The following is a 21,424-nucleotide window of genomic DNA, read 5'->3' on the forward strand; positions in this document are numbered from 1 at the left end:
GGATTACTCCTTGTGCGCCAGATTGACCACGCGGTTGGAGCGATCCACCGGGCGTACTTGCTGCCCGTCGTGAAGCACATGAACACCGGCCGCCACCACCCAGTCGCTGGCGTTCAGGCCTTCAAGCACCGGCACGGTTTTCTCGCCGAATGCACCGACCCGCACCGGGGCTTTCTTCAAGGTGTTGTTGGCGCCAACCACCCACACGTAAGTGGCACCGTTTTCTGCGGTGAGGGCCGACAATGGCACCGACAACGACACCACTTCGCCGCTCTGGATGAACACCCGGGCGCTCTGGCCGAGTTCGGCGGGAACCTTGCCGGCGGTAAATGCAATGCGGGCGGCGAAGGTGCGGGATTTCGGATCGGCCGCAGGCGACAGTTCACGGATGCGTCCGGGGAAACGTTGATCGGGTTGGGTCCAGAGTTCCACCGAGACCGGTTGACCGACCTTGAAGCGACCGAAGCTCTGCTCCGGCAGGCTGATCAACACTTCGCGCTCGCCATCGGTGGCGAGGGTAAACACGGTTTGCCCGGCCGCGACCACTTGACCGACCTCAACCGCACGTTTGGCCACTACGCCATCCTGCGGCGCACGCAGCACCGCGTAACTGGCCTGATTGGTCGAGACGTTGAATTCGGCTTTGATTTGCTTGAGGCGTGCCTCACCGGAACGGTAGAGGTTTTCCGCGTTGTCGTACTGCGAACGGCTGACCATCTGCCGCTCCATCAGCGTCTTGTAGCGATCACGCTCGGCGCGCACCAGGCTCAGGTTGGCTTCGGCGGCCGCGACCTGGGCGCGGGTGGCTTCCAGTTGCAGGCGCACGTCCTGAGGATCGAGTTCTGCCAAGGGTTGGTCAGCCTTGACCCGCTGCCCTTCTTCGACCAGTCGTCGGCTGACTTTGCCGCCAATACGGAAGGCCAGATCTGGCTCATAGCGCGCGCGGACTTCACCGGGATAACTTTCCATGGCCTGAGCCGAGGGCTCTGGCTGTACGACCATGGCCGGGCGGATGGTGACTTGAGGCGCCTCTTCATGGCCACACGCAGACAATAAAAGAGCCAGGCTGACCGGCAATGCGAGGGGCAAGGCAAAGCGGAACATGGTGAAGGACCTTTCGCTAATGGTGCTTGGAATAATTATACTGACCAGTATGTTATTAATAGCAAACTCACCAGTCCAGTATTAAAGCGAAGAATGTCTAACAATCTTTCAACACCCCAGTGGTCCGGGTCGCCCCAAGGATCTGGCCAAGCGCCAGGGGCAATCCTCGATGCGGCGAAAATTCTGTTTCTGAGTAAGGGATACGCCAACACCAGCATGGATGCCGTGGCAGCTGAGGCCGGTGTGTCGAAGCTGACGGTCTACAGCCATTTCAATGACAAAGAGACGCTGTTTGCCGCCGCGGTGATGGCCAAGTGTGAAGAGCAACTGCCAACGCTGTTTTTTGAATTGCCGGACGGCATTGCCGTGGAAACCGTGCTGCTGAACATCGCGCGCGGTTTTCATCAGCTTATCAACAGCGACGAATCGGTGAACCTGCATCGGTTGATGGCGACGCTGGGCAGCCAGGATCCGAAACTCTCGCTGATCTTCTTCGAAGCCGGACCAGAGCGCATGTTGCACGGCATGGAACGGTTGTTGATCAAGGTCCATCAGAGCGGCGCGTTGAGCATCGATAAACCGCGCAATGCGGCAGAGCATTTCTTTTGCCTGCTCAAGGGCGCGGGGAATTTCCGGTTGCTGTATGGCTGCGGCGAGCCGGTGACCGGGGATGCGGCTGAAGCCCATGTGCGGGAAGTGGTGGGGTTGTTTATGCGGGCTTATCGGCCGGAGTCGGTCTGATCGATTTGTGGTGTTTGGGCCGACGCTATCGCGGGCAAGCCCGCTCCCACAGGTTCCGAGGTGTTCTCGGATATTGTGCCTAACACAAAACCTGTGGGAGCGAGGCTTGCCCGCGATGGGAGCGACGCGGTCTCAAGGCTTGAGCGCCTTCTTCGGATAAATGTCATACCGGCTGGATTTGCCGTCCAGCGCATGACTCGGCTTCGGCCCCTCGATGCACGGCGCCTTGCGCGGGCGTTTGACCACCACCCGGTGGCTGGCCAGGGCTAACGCCGCTTCGAGCAATGCCGGCGCATCCGGGTCATCGCCTACCAGCGGCCGGAACAGGCGCATTTCCTTCTTCACCAACGCGGTTTTCTCACGATGGGGAAACATCGGGTCGAGGTAGATCACCTGCGGCGGCTCGCCTTCCCAGTTGCGCATCACCTCGATCGAATTGCCCTTGAGCAAACGCATCCGCGCCACGATCGGCGCCACGTCGAAATCTTCCGCGCCGCGCGCCAGGCCATCTTCAAGCAAGGCACCGATCAACGGCTGGCGCTCGATCAGGCTCATCTCGCAGCCCAGGCTGGCCAGCACGAACGCGTCCTTGCCCAGCCCCGCCGTGGCGTCCAGCACGCGTGGGCGCACGCCTTGGGCGATGCCGACCGCCTTGGCGATCATCTGACCACTGCCGCCGCCATACAACCGACGATGGGCTGCACCGCCCTCGACAAAGTCCACCCGCACCGGCCCCGGTGCGTCCGGTCCCAGCTGTTGCAGCTGCAACCCTTGCTCGCCCACCTGCAAGGCGAACTCGCCATCACCCACCTGCAACGGCAACCCCAGGCGCTCGGCCCATTGCTCGGCCTGTGGCTGGAAAGTCGCGCCCAAGGCCTCGACATGGATGCGGCAGGCCGCAGGTTGCTCAATCATGGGAAAACACGCTCAAAAAATTAATGATCGGCAAAAACGGCCGATAACCCAACTATCGAGCATTTTGCCAGAGCTGAGCGTCGACCGAGAGAAATGTCAGACATTCAACGCACATCGATAGGTTACATCTCGCCCCACGGCGATTTTGGCCTGCGAAATTCCCAAGCACTGAGCGGCGTCAGTCACCTGTGGCAGGATTTTTTTGCCCAGGCCCTGGCCGATCAGTCGGGCGATGTCGTGCCGGCGTCTCTCAACTTTCCGCCGGTCGATCTCGACAGCCCGGTCGAACCGACCGTCGGCAGCGAGCTGCTGGCCCACATCATTTCCCAGCGCGAATGTGATGTGATGGAAACACCAGTCCGTCCACCCGAGCCCCTGTTCCTGCCGATTGCCGAGTTCGAAATGGACCTGGCCGACAAACCGTTCCCGCCGTTCCCGCCAGAAGAAATCGTCGCGCAACAGAAACAACAGGACTTCGACAGCGGCTGGGTACGCCCGATCGTGCTCACCGCCGGTCAACCGCTGCCAGAGCCTGGCACCGCACCGCAACCACGTCCGCTGCACTTGCCGATCGCCGAGTTCGAACTCGACCTGCTGGACAAGCCATTCCCGCCGTTCTCGCCCGAAGAGCTGGTGGAGCAGCAGAAACAATTCGATTTCGATAACGGCTGGGCACGCCCGATCGTTCTGCAGAACCTGCGCATCGCCGCCTAACCCTCAGCGACATCGCCACCACGGCCCGACATCCACATGAAAGTGATTGCGATGGGCGGCGTTGTAGTCCGGGCTCAATACCACACTGAACATGTCGCACGCACCGTCGCGGACCTGATGGAGAAATCGCGCGCCCTGGTTATCCTTCGGCCAATCCTTGAGCACGCTGATGAATCGGCCGTCCGCCAGCCGGAATCCGCTGATATCCAGTGCATCAGCCGTGGCATGCTGGCTGCGTCTGCCGTTTTCGCGGTTGTAGACGTTGCGACAGGCAAAGCTGCCGAGATGGTCGACCCGTTTCACCGCCTGCCCGTAGACAGCCTGAGCCGCCGGTTGCAGGGCGTGGCGCTCGAACAGGGCGAACGCCACTGCCAGACGGCAACTGGCGAGGAAACCGCTGCTCAGCGCCACCTCGCCACCTTGCACACGCAAGGTGTTGGTCAACGGGCAAGTCGCGTCCGGGCTGTCGGCCTGACGGGCCACCCGCAAACCTGAGCTGCTCAGCACCTGGTCGCATAACTGCGGATTATCGCGCAGACGCATCAGTTTGTAGCGGGTCAGCAGGTTCGGTTCAGCCTTTACGTCCAGCGGCGCCCATGGGTTCCATTGCGGGGGAATGGAAACCCAGCCCCGCCAGATGCTCAACCCGGCAGCGCCGATGATCAACAGCACCAGCAACAGCCCCCACCGAAACCGCATCGTCAGCCTTTGAACAATTGATTGGCCTTCTGGAACGGCATCGAGCGGGAGGTGAAGCCGAAGGTCCCGTGTTGCTGGATTTCCTCGGCTGCTCGGAAGAACTCGCCATACGCCGCCAACGCCAGGGCCGAACCGACGCTGATGCGTTTGACGCCCATTTCACTCAACTGCTCGACCGTCAGTTTGAGCCCGCCGGACATCAACACATTGACCGGTTTCGGCGCCACGGCGCGAACCACCGCCAAGACCTCTTCAGCGCTGCGCAGACCCGGTGCATAAAGCACGTCGGCCCCCGCCTCGGCGAATGCCTGCAAGCGGCGAATGGTGTCGTCGAGGTCAGGATTGCCGTGCAGAAAGTTCTCGGCGCGCGCCGTCAGCACGAAGGGAAAAGGCAAACTGCGGGCCGCCGCGACGGCCGCTTCGATACGCGCCACGGCATGCTCGAAGCAGTAGATCGGACCGTCCTCACGCCCCGTGGCATCTTCGATCGAACCGCCTACGGCACCGGCCTCGGCGGCCCGCAGAATACTTTGGGCGCACTCCGCGGGGTCGTCAGCGAAACCGTTTTCGAGATCTACCGCGACCGGCAGATCAGTAGCCGCGACAATCGCCCGAACGTTCGCCAGGGTATCGTCGAGCGTCAACCCACCGTCGGGGCGGCCCTGGGAAAAGGCATAACCGGCGCTGGTGGTCGCCAGTGCCTCGAAGCCAAGGCTGGCGAGCATTTTCGCCGAGCCGGCGTCCCAGGGGTTGGGAATGACAAAAGCGCCCTCGCGTTCGTGCAGTGCTTTGAACGCCTGGGCTCGAAGGGTTTGCGCATCCATTGGCAGGTTCCTGAAAAGGGGGAAAAACCCGCTTCAGAGCAAGCCAAGTTGCTCGGCGGCGGGTTCTCTGTATAGCTCAGGCAGCGGCGGCAAGCCAGGCAAACGCAGCATCAGTTGTGCGTGGAAACGTTGTGCCAGTTTCGCTGCCAGCAGGTTATCGGCGGTGTGCAGGAAGATATAGGGCGTGCGGCCCTCCTCGATCCAGACAGCGATTTTCTCGACCCATGGCACCAGGAATGGATCGTTGGCTTCAAGCACAGGATGGCCGATGAAGCGCACCTGTGGGAATTGAGTAAACGCAGCAGGACGAGGCGGCACCCTGGGCTTTTTCGATTGGGCGTGGAGCACCGAAGGATCGGTCGAGGTGCAGCAGAACAGCGCTCGCGGATCAAGACAGATGCGCTCGACACCGCGGTCCAGCAGCAAACGATTGAGCATCCGCTCGGCATCGCCCTTGGCGAAAAACTCATCGTGTCGCACTTCGACCGCCAAGGGCCGGTCCACCGCATCGATAAAACCGGCCAGCTCGGACAAGCGTTGAGGGGTGAAGCTTTTGGACAATTGCAGCCAGAAGGGAGAAACCCGTTCACCCAGAGGGCTGAGCAATTGCAGGAAGGTTTCGGCAGCGGTCAGTTGCTCGCGCAGGTCGCTGCTGTGGCTGATGTCGCCGGGGAACTTGGCGGTGAAGCGAAAGTGTTCGGGCATGGTCTCTGCCCAGCGCTGTACGGTGGCGGCAGAAGGGCTCGCGTAGAAGGTCGTATTGCCTTCCACGGCGTTGAACACTTGGGAATAAAGATTGAGAAACTCGGCGGGCCTGGCGTCTTGCGGATACAAGTACTCGCGCCAGGCATTTTCACTCCAGGACGGGCAGCCGAGGTAGTAAGGCAGCAACATCAGATGTACAGGTCGAGACCCAGTACATCCGCATCCCAATCGACAAAAGTGGCGGTGCTCAGGTAACTGGCCAGTGCCATCGCCACGCTTTTGCTCATGGCGCGGTGATAAATCATGTCTTGTTGACGCGCGGGGAGATTGCTCAGGCGTTGCGCGGAGGCTTTGGCAGCGCGGGCGGCCAATTGCTCTTCGGTAGGGAATTCCAGCTCGCCGTCGATATCGACGTAGTCGTCATCCGCTACAGGGCCTTTGCGGGGCTTGCGCTTGATGGGGTAGGACTGGGAGGAAACGCCGTCTATACGCATAAGTGCATGCTCGGTATCAATGATGGCAGCTTAGTGGCACATAGCCCACTTCGCAAACTGCCGAGTGATAACTAGAACACAGAAAAGCGAAAAGGTTTAAAAGCGGCGGGTAGAAAACTGACGATTGGCTAAATCCGACACATTATTGTGGCGAGGGGGCTCGCCCCCGTTCGGCTGCGAAGCAGTCGCAAGTCAGCCGATGCGGTGCTTCACGGGAATGTGGTGGTTGTTTTTGGGGCCGCTTTGCGACCCAACGGGGGCAAGCCCCCTCGCCACAGAGGGCCCTGTTGCCACAAGGACAACCGGAATTACCGCGTTTTCGGGGTCGCGACTTTATCGCGCAAATACACCGGCTGCGCCTCATCGGCCACGATCGCTTCACCGCGTTCCCAGGCAAACCGCGCCAGGGTCAGCAGGTCTTCGGCGTGGGGCAGCATGCCCGCGTCCTGCCCGCTCAGGTTGACGGCAATGCGCTCGGCATATCCCCAACCGGTGCCCGCGCCGAACCACTCGCCGCTGGCATCGGCCGGCAACGCAGCGGCTTCCGGTGGCAATACCGCTTCCTTGCCCACCAGCCGCATCTCCCCCGCCGTTTCGCGGTAGCAACCCCAATACACCTCATCCATGCGCGCATCGATGGCCGCCGCGACCTGGCTGACGCCGTGTTCGCGATAGGCCCGCTGGGCGAGTACGGCGAGATTGGAGACCGGCAACACCGGGCGATCCAGCGCAAACGCCAGACCTTGCACCACGCCGATGGCAATCCGCACACCGGTGAACGCGCCCGGTCCACGGCCGAAGGCAATGGCATCGACCGCTTGCAGCGTGGTCCCGGCATCGGCCAGCAGTTGCTGGATCATCGGCAGCAGCTTCTGCGCATGCAGGCGCGGGATCACCTCGTAATGACTCGTGACTTTGCCGTCATGCAGCAAGGCAACGGAGCAAGCTTCAGTCGCGGTGTCCAGGGCCAGCAAGGTGCTCATCGATGTTTCCGTAAGAGAGGTCAGAAAAAGTGCGCCAGTATAAACAACTACGGCCCGCAAGCGGGCCGTAGAAGATGAAGCCGATCAGACTTTTCAGCTCAGTGCTTCAAGCACCTTGCCGGTGATCACTTCAACCGAGCCAACACCCGGAATATGGCTGTATTTCGGCTTACCCTGAGTAGAGGCCAGACCCTGGTAGAACTCCACCAGTGGTTTGGTCTGGGAATGGTAGACCGACAGGCGATGACGCACGGTTTCTTCGGTGTCGTCCTTGCGCTGCACCAGCTCTTCACCGGTGATGTCGTCTTTGCCGGCGATTTTCGGCGGGTTGTAGACGGTGTGGTACACGCGGCCGCTGGCCTCGTGAACGCGACGACCGGCGATACGCTGAACGATTTCTTCGTCATCGACGGCGATTTCGACCACGTTGTCCAGTTCCACACCCGCTTCTACCAGCGCTTCGGCTTGCGGAATGGTGCGCGGGAAACCGTCGAACAGGAAACCGTTGGCACAGTCAGGCTGCGCGATACGGTCCTTGACCAGAGCGATGATCAGATCGTCGGAGACCAGACCACCGGCATCCATGATGCCTTTGGCTTTGACACCCAGCTCGGTACCGGCTTTTACAGCAGCACGCAGCATGTCGCCGGTAGAGATTTGCGGAATGCCGAATTTCTCGGTGATGAACTTAGCCTGAGTACCTTTACCGGCCCCGGGAGCTCCCAGCAGAATGACGCGCATTAGATGTGCTCCTCAATTTTTTATTTAGAATTACTTAAACAAAACAATGGATTCGCCACGAGGGGCCAATCTCAGAAATAGGGTCGTGACCGCCCAAACGGTCAAAGGCTGATCAAGATACACAGCAGGCCCGGCCCACACAAGCCGCCGAAAGTCGGAGAAACCCGCGCCGGATGAGACCTTGCGAAGGGGTAACCCAAGTCGCAACCCCATCATTAACTGTCGCGTGACAGACCTTTTCGACCGCTCGCCAGCAGGCACTCGACGCTCGCGCCGGGTGCCTGTCCCCCACGATGAAAACCTTAGCCGGTATTTCGCAAACCGGCGGCAATCCCCGCCACAGACACCAGTAACGCCTGTTCTACCGGGCTGCCTTGGGCCACATCCTGTTGCCGCGAACGGGCCAACAGTTCGGCCTGCAATAGATGCAGCGGGTCGAGGTAAGTGTTGCGCAGGCGGATGAATTCAAGGGTGGCTGGGCTATGTGCCAGTAGCTGCGACTGACCGGTCAACCCCAGGACCACCGCACAGGCCTGCGACAATAGGTCGCGTAAATGCGCACCCAAAGGAAGCAGATCCGGCTCGACCAAGCGCTCATCGTAAGACTGGGCGATATCGGCGTCGGCCTTGGCCAGCACCATTTCCAGCATATCGATGCGGGTACGGAAGAACGGCCACTGCTCGCGCATCTGCCCCAGCAACTCACCCTCGCCGCGCTCCAGCGCCTTGCTCAATGCCGCTTCCCAGCCAAGCCAGGCCGGCAGCATCAGGCGCGTCTGGGTCCAGCCGAAGATCCATGGAATCGCGCGCAGGCTTTCAATCCCGCCAGCGCGGCGCTTGGCCGGGCGGCTGCCCAAAGGCAAACGCCCCAACTCCTGCTCCGGGGTCGACTGGCGGAAATACTCGACAAACTGCGGATTTTCCCGCACCACGGCGCGGTAAGCCTTGACGCCATCGGCAGCCAATTCGTCCATCAAATGGCGCCAGGCAGGCTCAGGCGGAGGCGGCGGGAGCAAGGTCGCCTCCAGCACCGCCGCCAGGTACAGATTGAGGTTTTGCTCGGCGATGTCCGGTAGGCCGAATTTGAAACGAATCATTTCCCCCTGCTCAGTGGTGCGGAAACGCCCCGCCACCGACCCCGGCGGCTGCGACAGAATCGCCGCGTGCGCCGGACCGCCGCCACGGCCCACGGTGCCACCGCGACCGTGGAACAACAGCAGCTCAACTTGCTGCTCGCGACAGATGTCGACCAAACGTTCCTGCGCCCGATACTGCGCCCAGGCCGCTGCGGTGGTGCCAGCGTCCTTGGCCGAGTCGGAATACCCGATCATCACTTCCTGCGGCCCTTGCAGGCGCGAGCGATAGCCCGGCAGCAGCAAGAGTTTTTCGATCACCGGGCCGGCGTTATCGAGGTCGGCGAGGGTTTCAAACAGCGGCACCACGCGCATCGGCCGCAATACGCCGGACTCTTTGAGCAGCAATTGCACGGCCAGCACATCGGAAGCAGCGCCGGCCATGGAAATCACATACGAACCGAGGGAAGCCCCCGGTGCCGCGGCGATTTCCCGGCACGTCGCCAGCACTTCGGCGGTGTCGGCAGACGGCTTGAAGTACGCCGGCAGCAATGGCCGTCGATTGTTCAGTTCACGCATCAGGAAGGCGATGCGCTCCTCTTCGCTCCAGTCCTCATAACGGCCCAGGCCGAGGTAATCGGTGATTTCGGTCATGGCCGCCGTGTGGCGGGACGAGTCCTGGCGCACATCGAGGCGCACCAGAAACAGCCCGAACGTCACCGCGCGGCGCAGGCAATCGAGCAACGGGCCATCGGCGATGACGCCCATGCCGCATTCATGCAGCGAGTGGTAGCACAGCTCCAGCGGGTCCAGCAGGTCACGATTGTTTTGCAGCACATCGGCCGACGCTGGCGTGGTTGCCGTCAGGGATGCGTGGGCCCAACTACGGGTTGCGCGCAGGCGTTCACGCAATTGTTTGAGCACTGCGCGGTAAGGCTCGGCACTGTCGCCGGCCTTGGCTTTCAACTCGTCGCTGGCCTGCTGCATCGACAACTCGGCGGCGAGGTGATCAACATCGCGCAGGTACAAATCGGCGGCCATCCAGCGCGCCAGCAGCAACACTTCGCGGGTCACGGCGGCGGTGACGTTGGGGTTGCCGTCGCGGTCGCCGCCCATCCATGAGGCAAAGCGAATCGGTGCGGCCTCCAGTGGCAGGTGCAGGCCGGTGGCGGCATGCAAGGCCTGATCGGCCTTGCGCAAATAGTTGGGAATCGCCTGCCACAGTGAATGTTCGATCACCGCGAAGCCCCACTTGGCTTCGTCCACCGGTGTCGGACGGGTACGGCGGATTTCTTCGGTATGCCAGGCTTCGGCGATCAGGCGCTGTAACTTCGTCTTGATCTGCTCGCGCTCGGCGCTGGTCAGGTCACGATGGTCCTGGGCGGCCAGTTGCGCGGCGATCGCGTCGTACTTCTGAATCAGCGTGCGACGCGCCACTTCGGTGGGGTGCGCCGTCAATACCAGCTCGATTTCCAGCCGCCCCAATTGCCGCGCCAAGGACTCGGCATCATGGCCCGCAGTCAGCAGGCGAGCGAGCAGTTCCGGCAACACCCGGGCCTCGAACGGCGCGGGCTGCGACTCTTCGCGGCGATGAATCAGCTGATATTGCTCGGCGATATTGGCCAGGTTGAGGAACTGGTTGAACGCCCGCGCCACCGGCAGTAACTCGTCTTCGCTCAACTGGTTGAGGCTGGCGCTGAGTTCAGCGTCCATCGAACCGCGACGGTCGGCCTTGGCGCCTTTGCGGATTTGCTCGATCTTGTCGAGAAAGTCGTCCCCGTACTGTTCACGAATGGTGTTGCCCAACAGTTCACCCAACAGGTGAACGTCCTCGCGCAAGCGTGCATCAATATCGGTCATCAGCAGTTCTCCAGCGAATATCCGGGCGGCTATGCTTTGGTATAAGAGGCTTTGAATAGAGAGTGCCGTCGTAAAGCGGTTCTTACAAGCAGACGACGAAGGGACTTCAAACACAGGGCGTTGCAACTAGTCTCAACAATAAGCCGTACAACGGCTTGCCGCCGATACCGGCGGACACTCACCCGGCCTGCCACGAGCAGGTGCGCAATGAGGTCATTATGAAAATCCGTGAGCTCGCCCAGCATTGGGAAGAAAACGCCAAGGGTCGCCTGACCGACACCGGCTACACGATTCGTCTGGACGTGGAAGCGGCCGCACGGCTGGCGGCGATTATCGAGATGTACCCTAAACGACACCCCGAAGAACTGCTCGGCGAGCTGATCGGCGCCGCCCTGGAAGAACTCGAAGAGAGCTTTCCATATGTGAAAGGGTCAACGGTGGTTGCCACCGACGAAGAAGGTGATCCGCTGTACGAAGACGTCGGTCCGACCCCACGTTTTCTCGCTTTGTCTCGGCGTCATTTGCACGACTTATCGACTGATTGACAAGCAAAGACACTGAGTTTGCCGCCGAACGCGTGGGAGCGGGCTTGCTCGCGAAGGCGGTGTGTCAGACAACAGAAATGTTGAATGTTAAACCGCTTTCGCGAGCAAGCCCGCTCCCACACTGGCTTGCATATTCCTTCGATAATTGTGTATTCCCGGGGTCGAAACGGCCGGGAATACCCCCACGCCACCCGAAAGTTCCCGACTTAGAGCCTTGTCCACTCGGTCAAAGTTTTTTCCGGCGATAGGCCATCTTCTCTGAACTTTTGAAAAACACTTCGGGTCAACCCAGTAACCACGCCTGGGACGGCCGTTTCAAAAAGCACTCTGGAAATTGTAGGTTGCGGCTCCTTGCCCAGGATGGATTCAGATGTTTTTCAGGAGTTATCCAATGGAGTTGAAGACCATGAAGACCAGCACTGCACCATCCTCGCTCACCCACCTGCGCGGTCTCAAACTGGCGGCCCTGGCCATCGGCAGCAGCTTCGTTCTGGCCGGTTGCGCCGGTAACCCGCCGAGCGAGCAATACGCGGTGACCCAATCCGCCGTGAACAGCGCTGTCAGCGCTGGCGGTACCGAATTCGCCGCCGTGGAAATGAAGGCCGCTCAGGACAAGCTCAAACAAGCCGAAATCGCCCTGCACGACAAGAAGTATGACGAAGCCAGAATGCTGGCCGAGCAAGCCGAGTGGGACGCCCGTGTCGCCGAGCGCAAGGCCCAGGCGATGAAAGCCGAACAAACTGTGAAGGACTCCCAGAAAGGTGTTCAGGAACTGCGTCAGGAAAGTCAGCGCACCGTGCAGTAAGCGCGCATCCCGATTTCCAGACCTGAAACTCTTATCGATAGAAAGGACGAACCATTATGCGCAAACAATTGATGATCCCCGCCCTCCTGGCCGCAAGTGTTGCACTGGCTGCCTGCTCCACACCGCCCAACGCGAACCTGGAGCAAGCCCGTACCAACTACACCGGCCTGCAAGCCAACCCGCAAGCGAGCAAAGTCGCGGCGCTGGAAACCAAAGACGCCAGCGAATACCTGGACAAGGCCGACAAGGCATACCTGGACCGGGAAGACCAGGCCAAGGTCGACCAACTGGCTTACCTGACCAATCAGCGTGTTGAAGTGGCCAAGCAGACCATCGCCCTGCGCACCGCTGAAAACAATCTGAAAAATGCAGCGGCACAACGGGCGCAGGCTCGTCTGGATGCCCGCGACCAGCAGATCAAACAGCTGCAAGACAGCCTGAACGCCAAACAGACCGATCGCGGCACACTGGTGACGTTTGGCGATGTGCTGTTCGCCACCGACAAGGCGGACCTGAAGTCCAACGGTTTGGTGAATATCAACAAACTGGCGCAGTTCCTTCAGGAAAACCCGGACCGCAAAGTGATTGTCGAAGGCTACACCGACAGCACTGGCTCGGCGTCGTACAACCAGTCGCTGTCCGAACGTCGCGCAACCTCGGTGCAAGTGGCCCTGATCAAGATGGGTGTCGACCCGGCGCGGATCGTGGCCCAGGGTTATGGCAAGGAATACCCGGTTGCGGAGAACGCCAGTGTGTCGGGCCGCGCGATGAACCGTCGGGTGGAAGTGACCATTTCCAATGACAACCAGCCGGTCATTCCGCGTTCGGCGATCAGCGCCAAATAAACTGGCCACGCTGATACTTGAAAGCCCCGTCTGAATCGATCAGGCGGGGCTTTTTTATTTGACGATCACTGAACATGGATCTTCGGTGAACACAGTATTTGTGTACGACCGGGTTACTGTTCGAGTTTTTGCGGGGTTTCCTGGCCCATGCAGCGCACGGCTTTTTTCTTGCTGTTGATCAGCACGCCGGTCAGGCCTTTCTGGTCGGTGTCGAACAGCACCAGCACGCCATCGATGCACTGGGCCACTTGTGGGGCCGGTTCCAGGGAGACCTTGTAGTCTTCGCCCGGCACGGTCTTGAGCATGGTGAAGTCGCTGAGCAGTAGCGCATCTTCGGGTTTGGCGAAGTGCAGGTAGCCGTACCACCACAGGGCGCCAACGGTGCCGAGGATGCTGCAAATACCGGTGATGATCAGCGGGATAGCGTTACGTTCTTCACTCATTGCGGACTCTCTGGTGGTTCATCTTCAGAATTCGGGGGTGTCGGGTAATTCGGGACTTCACCCAGGCGGCGCAGACCGTTGAAATGCTGGGGGTCTTCGAGGTAGCGCAGCATGACCTTTTGCCAGACCGGGTCGGCAAAGGTTTGCACATGACCGCCCCGGGTCAGTTGCAGCACGCGCGGCGGCGGCGCAGCTTGATACAGTCGGATGCCGTTGGAAAGGGGCACCAGTTGATCATCGATACTGTGATAGATCAGTTTCGGTACGCCGTTGAGCTTCTTCATGGAATGGATCGCGCTGTCGCCGTCCGGCACCAACCAGGACAACGGCACCTGGAACGGCCAGGTCATCCATGACGTGCTCAGGGCGAAACGCCCGACATCGCGGTAGCTGGCAGGCACACCATCAAGCACGAAAGCCTTGAGTTGCCGCTGGCGCTCGGGATGCTGGGCCAGGAAATGCACGGCCATCGAGCCGCCAAGGCTCTGGCCAAGAAGGATCAGCGGCTTGCCCTTGACCTCCGGGGCTTGGTCGAGCCATTTGAAGGCGGCGTCGATGTCCTGATAGATCGCCGGCAACGCCGGTTTACCTTCGGACCAACCGTACCCGCGATAGTCCACCAGCAACACTTGATAGCCCTGCTCCGGCAACCACCAACTCCCACCCAAATGCCACGCAAGGTTGCCGCCATTGCCGTGCAAATGCAGCACGGTGCCTTTGACCTCGACACCTTTTTTCGCCGGCAGCCACCAGCCATGCAGCTTGAGGCCGTCAGCGGTGGTCAGGGTGACGTCGCGGAATTCGAGTTTGGCTTTTTCCGGGGTGAACGGCTGGCCGGACTCGGGGTAGAACAGCAGAGAGTCGCAACCGCCGAGGGCCAGGAGCAGGCAAAAGATGCCGAGGATTCTCATCCGGTGAAGCCTCGCAAAGAAGGGTTGAAATACGACCCTGTGGACAATGATCTACCTGTGGGAACGGGCTCGCCCGCGATGACGGCTTTGCATTCAACATTGATGTTGGCTGATCCACCGCTATCGCGGGCAAGCCCGCTCCCACAGGGGGATTCGTTGCTCACAAAATGTTGGAGTAATCCGCCTCGATCCGATCCAGGCTCAGGTGGTTGAGGAAGTTGGAGAAGCACATCCAGGCCGATAGCGCGTTCATGTCGCGGAATTGGTCGGGCAGGTACTTGGGCGGTACCACCAAGCCTTCGTCCACCAATTGGCGCAAGGTCCGCATGTCTTCCAGCGTGGTCTTGCCGCAAAACAATAGCGGTATCTGCTCCAGCTTGCCTTTACGCACGGCCAACTGAATGTAGTTGTAAACCATGATAAAGCCCTTGAGGTAGGACAAGTCTTTGGTAAATGGCAGACCGGTCGGCACCGAGCCGCGGAAAACCCGACTGGCGTTGCCGTAGCTTTCGGCCATTTCGAAGCCTTGCTCACAGAAGAAATCGTAGATCTGCAAGAAGTCCGCGCCCTCCTCCACCATATGAATGGCGCGGGTGCGGTTGGTCAGTTTGCGCAGGCGGCTGGGGTAGGAGGCGAAGGTGATGATTTCCATCAGGATCGCCAGGCCTTCCTGAGTCACGGTGGACGATGGCGGGCCCTTGGACAGGAAGGTGCAGATCGGCTGATTCAGGCCGTTGAGCGTGGTGCCCACATGCACCAGCCCTTCGTGGACTTCCAGTGCACGCACGTCGCGGTTGTTGAACATCGCGTCGGTGCGGATCTTGATGTAGTCGGCGCCGGCCGCCGCGTCGGCGACGATACCATCGGATTCAAACACCCGAATGGTTTCCTCGTTTTCGCCAAACACCTTGTTCAACCGATGTTGCAGCAGGTCGACGGCTTCCTTGGCGGTGAGGACTTTCGGTTCGTCCTTGAGGTCGCCACGGCCGGCGATGTTGTTCAGGTAATCGGAGAGCATCAGCCCCAGGTCAGCCAAGGTCGGATCGCCGGCGTGGAACGCATCGGACGCCGCGCCGTACAACTCCTGGGAAATCAGCCCGAAATCCTCGGTGCCACGCGCTTCGAGCATGCGGATCACCATGCGGTATTCCTTGCACATACGACGCATGATCTGGCCGACCGGGTTGAACTGGCCGAGCTGGCGGGTGATGTCACGCTCGATGTTCTGGAATTCCAGCTTCACTTTGCTGGAGTCAAATGCCAGCGGTCGATTGAGGTAGTAGTCGCGGTCCACGGCCGGCATTTCCTTGCCCTTGCCCTTGAGGAACCCCTTGCGAATGCTGTCATCCCACTTGACCGCATCCAGAACGCGAATCGGCGTCTGCGCCAGCACTATGCGATCGGACAGCATGCGTATCGTCTGCTGGTATTCGTCCACCCGAAACTCCTGTAGTAAAACCGTTACGTGCTGGGTTTAATTGGTTTTGGCCAGGCGCTGGTAACGCACCGCTTCGACGAAAACATCGGAATTGGCCGGGTCATCAAGGTAGGCAAACACCTGATCCAGGCTGTTGTTGATCAACACCCCGTCGCCGTCGTCGGTCCGGAAGCCTTGGCCACTGAGGGCTTCTTGGCCCATGGCCTGTTTAATCTGCTCGAGGTCGAGGCTGTAGACCACCAGTTCGTGCTTATCGTTGAGCTCGAAACCGGTGATGGTGAAATGCCCTCCGAACTGCGCCGGCACCTTCGCCGACAGGTACCAGCGATTGCCATGGCGCGACACGGTGAAGGGATAGGCTTCACGCTCATGGGGCCTGGCCTTGAAGTAGCTGACCGCCTGGTAGCGATTGTCGCCGATACGCGTCAGTTCCAGGTTCATCGGCTCGCCCCAGGCATTGGTGCTGGTCCATTTGCCGAGCAGCCCTTTGGGCGCGGGCTCGCTGGCGGGCAGCGGCTCCTTGAAGGTCACCAGACAGCCACTGAGCAGCAGGATCGACAAGGCGATCGCAATGACGCGCCAGGCTTTCATTCAACACTCCCTATCGACATATGACGCCTTTAATGTGGGAGCGGGCTTGCTCGCGAAAGCGGTTTAACATTCAACATATTCGTTGTCTGACCCACCGCCTTCGCGAGCAAGCCCGCTCCCACAAGGTTGCATTCCCACAAGGGGTTACACCGACGCCAGCACCAAATGCATGTAGCGGTTGAGGATGCCGAGCATTTCCTCTTCGGCCACAGGCTCAGCGTCGTTGAGCAGGCCCTGATATTCCATCCGTCCGATAATCGCCGTCAACACTTTGGCATCCTGTTGTGGCTCACGGGAACCTAATACTTCGAAAAGCTGGCAGGTGCCCTGCAAGAGAATTTGCTGGTGGGAGCGCACCAACAACGCCAGACGCGGGTTGAGCAAGGCTTCCTGGCGGAAGGCTTGCTCGGCCATCAAGTGCTCGCGGCGATTGATCAATTGCCGATGGACATAGTCAGCCATCAGCCGTGCGATATCGTCCGCCAGCTGTGAGCGGGACTCGCTGGTGCCATCGCCGCTGACAACCATCTCGCGCAACAGGCCTTCGTTACTGGCCCACAACCGGGCCATGAACGCGGCGCTGCGTTCCACGTATTGGGCAAAGGTATCGGTGAGCAGGTCATCGATGTCCTTGAAGTAGTAGGTGGTGGCCGACAGCGGCACACCCGCTTCAGCGGCCACCGCACGGTGCCGCACGGCCCGCACGCCATCGCGCACGACAATACGCATCGCCGCGTCGAGAATGTCCTGTCGACGCTGTTCGCTGCCCTGTCGGCTGGCCTTGCGGCCCTGGTACTGAACGCTTTCAGCGACCGCAGTGGCGATACCCGCTGCACCTTCTTGAGCAATTGCACGATTCACGACAGGTATTCCTCTCTAAACGCCAAAAGTAACCAATTGATACGTTTGTACCAGACAGGCAATAAAAAGCCGCCTGTTATAGGCGGCTTTTTAATTGAAACATTTACGCTTGTGGCCGCATGTGCGGGAACAGGATGACATCGCGGATCGACGGTGAGTTGGTCAGCAACATCACCAGACGGTCGATACCGATTCCTTCACCGGCGGTTGGCGGCATGCCGTACTCCAGCGCGCGAACGAAGTCGGCGTCGTAGTGCATGGCTTCGTCGTCGCCGGCGTCCTTGTCGGCCACCTGCGCCATGAAGCGCTCAGCCTGGTCTTCCGCATCGTTCAACTCCGAGTAGGCGTTGGCGATTTCACGGCCGCCGATGAACAGCTCGAAACGGTCGGTGACGTTCGGGTTCTCGTCGTTACGACGGGCCAGCGGCGACACTTCGAACGGGTACTGAGTGATGAAGTGCGGCTGCTCCAGCTTGTGCTCGACCAGCTCTTCGAAAATCATCACCTGCAGCTTACCCAGACCTTCAAAGCCGAGCACCTTGGCGCCGGCCTTCTTGGCGATGGCGCGGGCCTTGTCGATGTCAGTCAGGTCGTCAGCGGTCAGCTCAGGGTTGTACTTGAGGATCGAGTCGAACACCGACAGACGCACGAACGGCTCGCCGAAGTGGAACACCTTGTCACCGTAAGGCACGTCGGTGCTGCCCAGAACCAGCTGAGCCAGCTCGCGGAACAGTTCTTCGGTCAGGTCCATGTTGTCTTCGTAGTCGGCGTAAGCCTGGTAGAACTCCAACATGGTGAATTCAGGGTTGTGACGAGTCGAAACGCCCTCGTTACGGAAGTTGCGGTTGATCTCGAAGACTTTCTCGAAACCACCGACTACCAAGCGCTTGAGGTACAGCTCCGGCGCGATACGCAGGAACATTTCCATGTCCAGCGCGTTGTGGTGAGTCTCGAACGGCTTGGCCGCCGCACCGCCTGGAATGGTTTGCAGCATCGGCGTTTCCACTTCCAGGAAGTCACGCTTCATCAGGAAGCTACGGATGTGCGCAATCACTTGCGAACGAACGCGGAAGGTCTGGCGCACCTCTTCGTTGACGATCAGGTCAACGTAACGCTGACGGTAGCGCTGTTCGGTGTCGGTCAGGCCGTGGTGCTTGTCCGGCAGCGGGCGCAGGGATTTGGTCAGCAGGCGCACGCTGGTCATTTCGACGTACAGGTCGCCTTTGCCGGAACGCGCCAGGGTGCCAACGGCTGCAATGATGTCGCCCATGTCCCAGGTTTTCACCGCGGCCAGGGTGTCTTCGGACAGGGTTTTACGGTTGACGTAAACCTGAATCCGCCCAGTCATGTCCTGAATCACCATGAACGAGCCACGGTTGAGCATGATGCGACCCGCCACCTTGACCGGGATCGCAGCCTCTGCCAGCTCTTCCTTGGTTTTGTCCGCGTACTGTTTCTGCAAATCTGCGCAGTAATTGTCGCGGCGGAAGTCGTTGGGGAAGGCATTGCCCTTGGCGCGCTCGGCAGCAAGCTTTTCCTTGCGCAGGGCGATCAGGGAGTTTTCTTCCTGTTGCAGGGCTTGCGGGTCGAGTTGTAGGTCGCTCATGTCTTTAAATATTCCATCAGGTTCGTTGCCCCCAGCCTGCGGCTGGGGATCGCTGGCAAGCCAGCTCCCACAAGGATCGCGCTGTGTCAGCCGATCTTGTATCGCATGTCTTACAGGCCTTGTTTCAAGCTGGCCACCAGGTATTCGTCGATGTCGCCGTCGAGCACCTTGTCGCAGTCGCTGCGTTCGATGTTGGTACGCAGATCCTTGATGCGCGAGGCATCGAGCACGTACGAACGGATCTGGTGACCCCAACCGATATCCGACTTGGTGTCTTCCAGAGCCTGGGACGCGGCGTTGCGTTTCTGCACTTCCTGCTCGTACAAGCGCGCCCGCAACATTTTCATCGCGGTGTCTTTGTTCGCATGCTGGGAACGTTCGTTCTGGCAGCTGACCACGGTGTTGGTCGGTACGTGGGTAATCCGTACGGCCGAGTCGGTGGTGTTAACGTGCTGACCACCGGCACCAGAGGAACGGTAGGTGTCGATGCGCAAGTCCGACGGGTTGATGTCGATTTCGATGTTGTCATCGATTTCCGGCGACACGAACACGGCCGAGAACGAGGTGTGACGACGGTTGCCGGAGTCGAACGGGCTCTTGCGCACCAGACGGTGCACGCCGATTTCGGTACGCAGCCAGCCAAAGGCGTATTCGCCCTTGATGTGCACGGTAGCGCCTTTGATACCGGCGACTTCACCGGCCGACAGCTCCATGATGGTCGCGTCGAAACCGCGTTTATCCGCCCAGCGCAGGTACATGCGCAGCAGGATGTTGGCCCAGTCCTGAGCCTCGGTACCGCCGGAGCCGGCCTGGATGTCCAGGTAGGCGTTGTTGGCGTCCATCTCACCGCTGAACATGCGACGGAATTCGAGTTTTTCCAGGGACTCGCGCAGGCGCTCGACTTCGGCGGCGACATCATCGACGGCGGCCTGGTCTTCTTCTTCGGCGGACATCAGCAGCAGGTCTTTGGCGTCGGCCAGGCCACTGTGCATTTCGTCGAGGGTTTCGACGATCTGAGCCAGCAGCGACCGCTCGCGGCCCAGTTCCTGAGCGTACGACGGGTTGTTCCAGACAGACGGATCTTCAAGCTCGCGATTGACTTCAGTCAGACGCTCATGCTTTTGATCGTAGTCAAAGATACCCCCGAATAGTTTCGGAGCGCTCGGACAGGTCCTTGATACTGTTAAGGATCGGGTTGATTTCCATGGCGGGCAGCACTCGTTGGCGAACTTTTGAAAGCCGGCGAGTATAACGTAATCAAGCTGTCACGGCAGCCCGCCTGGCGGCTTTAGGCGCTAATGGTTTTGGCGCAAATCGGGTCACTGACCGCCCGTCAACTGGCGCCACTGACTCACAGCCCTTGTGGCGAGGGAGCTTGCTCCCTCTGGGCTGCGAAGCGGCCCCCAAAATCTTGTGAGCGCTGCGCACTCAAGCGGAGCAAGCTCCCTCGCCACAGGGTCTTTTGGTGGGGCTAAATATCTACCCGTCCGTCATTCAATCCCCACCTGATTACGCCCATTGTTCTTCGCCAGGTACAGCCCCTTGTCCGCCGCCGAGATCAATTGCCGGCAATCGCTGCCCGGCTGCGGGATCAAGGTCGACAGGCCGATGCTGATGGTCAGGCTCGAACCTTCGGTCGGGAAAATGTGCGGGATCTTCAACCCGGCCACGGTCTGGCGCAGTTTTTCCGCCACCAGCCGCGCACCGCCCGGCGAGGTGTTGGGCAGGACCAGGACGAACTCTTCGCCACCGTAACGGGCCGGCAAGTCCGAAGGTCTGGAGCTGGCGTCGCGAATCGCCGTGGCAACTTTGCGCAGCGCCTCATCGCCTTCGAGGTGACCAAAGCTGTCGTTGTAGGACTTGAAGTAATCGACATCGATCATCAACAACGACAGTTGAGTCTGGTCACGCAACGAACGCCGCCACTCCAGCTCCAGGTATTCGTCGAAATGCCGGCGGTTCGACAGCCCGGTCAGGCCGTCGGAGTTCATCAAGCGTTGCAGCACCAGGTTGGTGTCGAGCAACTGCTGCTGGCTGACCCGCAGCGCGCGATACGCCGCGTCACGTTGCAGCAGGGTCATGTAGGAGCGCGAGTGATAGCGGATGCGCGCCACCAGTTCGATGTTGTCCGGCAGTTTGACCAGGTAATCGTTGGCGCCAGCGGCAAATGCTGCGCTCTTGATCAGTGGGTCTTCCTTGGTCGACAGGACAATGATTGGAATGTCCTTGGTCGCCGGGTGATTACGGTATTCGCGCACCAGGCTCAGGCCGTCGAGGCCGGGCATGACCAGATCCTGCAGGATCACCGTCGGCTTGATGCGAATTGCCTGGGCAATGGCCTGGTGCGGGTCGGCACAGAAATGGAAGTCGATGTTTTCTTCGTTCGACAAACCACGCCGCACCGCCTCGCCGATCATCGCCTGATCGTCCACCAACAACACCATGGCGGCGTTTTCGTCGGTTTTGAAGTCGTCGAGCTGCAAATCATTCATGTGCGGTCACCTGAGTACTGCTTTGGCCACAATT

21 protein-coding genes and 1 pseudogene are annotated in these 21,424 nt (G+C 60.1%); 5 read left to right on the forward strand and 17 right to left on the reverse strand.

Features of this window, described 5'->3' with window-relative positions:
* Positions 1-3 precede the first annotated feature (3 nt).
* On the reverse strand, positions 4-1,104 hold the full coding sequence (locus PSH65_RS26260; RefSeq protein ID WP_305423234.1) for an efflux RND transporter periplasmic adaptor subunit: 1,101 nt from the start codon (positions 1,102-1,104) through the stop codon (positions 4-6).
* A 93-nt stretch (positions 1,105-1,197) separates the two neighbouring features.
* Between PSH65_RS26260 and PSH65_RS26265 the strand changes: the two are divergent.
* Positions 1,198-1,845, forward strand: a pseudogene (locus tag PSH65_RS26265) (TetR/AcrR family transcriptional regulator).
* A gap of 132 nt (positions 1,846-1,977) precedes the next feature.
* On the opposite strand, the gene PSH65_RS26270 reads toward PSH65_RS26265, so the two are convergent.
* Entirely contained in the window at positions 1,978-2,760 is a 783-nt protein-coding gene (locus PSH65_RS26270) for a class I SAM-dependent methyltransferase (RefSeq protein WP_370694670.1), read from the reverse strand.
* Between the two features lie 93 nt (positions 2,761-2,853).
* On the opposite strand from PSH65_RS26270, the gene PSH65_RS26275 reads away from it, so the two are divergent.
* The gene (locus PSH65_RS26275; RefSeq protein WP_305423236.1) at positions 2,854-3,474 is read left to right on the forward strand and encodes an energy transducer TonB; all 621 of its coding nucleotides are present in this window, start codon (positions 2,854-2,856) and stop codon (positions 3,472-3,474) included.
* 3 nt (positions 3,475-3,477) lie between these two features.
* Here the strand turns inward: PSH65_RS26275 and PSH65_RS26280 are convergent, their stop codons facing one another.
* From PSH65_RS26280 to ppc, 7 genes are all read right to left on the reverse strand, one after another.
* Positions 3,478-4,173 (reverse strand): extensin family protein, encoded by a 696-nt coding sequence (locus tag PSH65_RS26280; RefSeq protein WP_305423237.1) that lies wholly within the window; start codon positions 4,171-4,173, stop codon positions 3,478-3,480.
* A 2-nt stretch (positions 4,174-4,175) separates the two neighbouring features.
* On the reverse strand, positions 4,176-4,997 hold the full coding sequence (locus PSH65_RS26285) for an oxaloacetate decarboxylase (protein ID WP_305423238.1): 822 nt from the start codon (positions 4,995-4,997) through the stop codon (positions 4,176-4,178).
* Between the two features lie 33 nt (positions 4,998-5,030).
* Positions 5,031-5,891 carry a DUF72 domain-containing protein gene (locus tag PSH65_RS26290; RefSeq protein ID WP_305423239.1) on the reverse strand — a complete coding sequence of 287 codons (861 nt, stop codon included), beginning with the start codon at positions 5,889-5,891 and terminating at the stop codon, positions 5,031-5,033.
* On the reverse strand, positions 5,891-6,196 hold the full coding sequence (locus PSH65_RS26295; RefSeq protein WP_123719873.1) for a hypothetical protein: 306 nt from the start codon (positions 6,194-6,196) through the stop codon (positions 5,891-5,893). Before PSH65_RS26295 ends, PSH65_RS26290 begins: the two co-directional genes overlap by 1 nt.
* A 308-nt stretch (positions 6,197-6,504) precedes the next feature.
* Positions 6,505-7,179, reverse strand: coding sequence for a tRNA (adenosine(37)-N6)-threonylcarbamoyltransferase complex dimerization subunit type 1 TsaB (tsaB, locus tag PSH65_RS26300; RefSeq protein WP_305423241.1), 675 nt, complete (start codon positions 7,177-7,179; stop codon positions 6,505-6,507).
* 93 nt (positions 7,180-7,272) lie between these two features.
* Positions 7,273-7,920 (reverse strand): adenylate kinase, encoded by a 648-nt coding sequence (gene adk / locus PSH65_RS26305; protein WP_305423243.1) that lies wholly within the window; start codon positions 7,918-7,920, stop codon positions 7,273-7,275.
* 302 nt (positions 7,921-8,222) lie between these two features.
* Positions 8,223-10,853, reverse strand: coding sequence for a phosphoenolpyruvate carboxylase (ppc, locus tag PSH65_RS26310; protein ID WP_305423245.1), 2,631 nt, complete (start codon positions 10,851-10,853; stop codon positions 8,223-8,225).
* 218 nt (positions 10,854-11,071) lie between these two features.
* Here ppc and PSH65_RS26315 point away from each other — a divergent pair, with 218 nt between their 5' ends.
* The 3 genes from PSH65_RS26315 (at position 11,072) to PSH65_RS26325 (ending at position 13,048) form a co-directional block, all read left to right on the forward strand.
* A complete protein-coding gene (locus PSH65_RS26315; RefSeq protein WP_305423247.1) occupies positions 11,072-11,398 on the forward strand; it encodes a pilin assembly protein in 327 nt (108 codons plus the stop codon).
* A 391-nt stretch (positions 11,399-11,789) separates the two neighbouring features.
* Positions 11,790-12,203, forward strand: a complete 414-nt coding sequence (locus PSH65_RS26320) for a DUF4398 domain-containing protein (protein WP_305423248.1) — start codon at positions 11,790-11,792, stop codon at positions 12,201-12,203.
* A gap of 56 nt (positions 12,204-12,259) precedes the next feature.
* A complete protein-coding gene (locus PSH65_RS26325; protein WP_305423249.1) occupies positions 12,260-13,048 on the forward strand; it encodes an OmpA family protein in 789 nt (262 codons plus the stop codon).
* Between the two features lie 113 nt (positions 13,049-13,161).
* On the opposite strand, the gene PSH65_RS26330 is transcribed toward PSH65_RS26325, so the two are convergent.
* The 8 genes from PSH65_RS26330 to PSH65_RS26365 form a co-directional block, all read right to left on the reverse strand.
* Positions 13,162-13,491 carry a hypothetical protein gene (locus PSH65_RS26330; RefSeq protein WP_008014068.1) on the reverse strand — a complete coding sequence of 110 codons (330 nt, stop codon included), beginning with the start codon at positions 13,489-13,491 and terminating at the stop codon, positions 13,162-13,164.
* Positions 13,488-14,402 (reverse strand): alpha/beta hydrolase, encoded by a 915-nt coding sequence (locus PSH65_RS26335; protein WP_305423251.1) that lies wholly within the window; start codon positions 14,400-14,402, stop codon positions 13,488-13,490. The genes PSH65_RS26330 and PSH65_RS26335 overlap by 4 nt, the downstream gene beginning before the upstream one ends.
* 160 nt (positions 14,403-14,562) lie before the next feature.
* Complete coding sequence (locus PSH65_RS26340; RefSeq protein WP_305427056.1) at positions 14,563-15,813, reverse strand: flavohemoglobin expression-modulating QEGLA motif protein; 1,251 nt, start codon at positions 15,811-15,813, stop codon at positions 14,563-14,565.
* A gap of 63 nt (positions 15,814-15,876) precedes the next feature.
* Positions 15,877-16,431, reverse strand: a complete 555-nt coding sequence (locus PSH65_RS26345; protein ID WP_305423253.1) for a hypothetical protein — start codon at positions 16,429-16,431, stop codon at positions 15,877-15,879.
* Positions 16,432-16,575: 144 nt separating this feature from the next.
* Complete coding sequence (locus PSH65_RS26350) at positions 16,576-17,292, reverse strand: TetR/AcrR family transcriptional regulator (protein ID WP_305423255.1); 717 nt, start codon at positions 17,290-17,292, stop codon at positions 16,576-16,578.
* 103 nt (positions 17,293-17,395) lie between these two features.
* Positions 17,396-18,898 carry a lysine--tRNA ligase gene (gene lysS, locus PSH65_RS26355; protein ID WP_305423257.1) on the reverse strand — a complete coding sequence of 501 codons (1,503 nt, stop codon included), beginning with the start codon at positions 18,896-18,898 and terminating at the stop codon, positions 17,396-17,398.
* Between the two features lie 110 nt (positions 18,899-19,008).
* Positions 19,009-20,104 (reverse strand): peptide chain release factor 2 gene (gene prfB, locus PSH65_RS26360; protein WP_095920368.1). Its coding sequence is split into 2 segments (ribosomal slippage): positions 19,009-20,031 and positions 20,033-20,104, totalling 1,095 coding nucleotides; the frame shifts between segments, so codons are not numbered across the junction.
* A gap of 284 nt (positions 20,105-20,388) precedes the next feature.
* Positions 20,389-21,390, reverse strand: coding sequence for a PleD family two-component system response regulator (locus PSH65_RS26365; protein ID WP_201059908.1), 1,002 nt, complete (start codon positions 21,388-21,390; stop codon positions 20,389-20,391).
* Positions 21,391-21,424 lie beyond the last annotated feature (34 nt).

Origin of the sequence: Pseudomonas sp. FP603 (genome assembly GCF_030687415.1) — a bacterium.
Classification (GTDB): domain Bacteria; phylum Pseudomonadota; class Gammaproteobacteria; order Pseudomonadales; family Pseudomonadaceae; genus Aquipseudomonas; species Aquipseudomonas wuhanensis.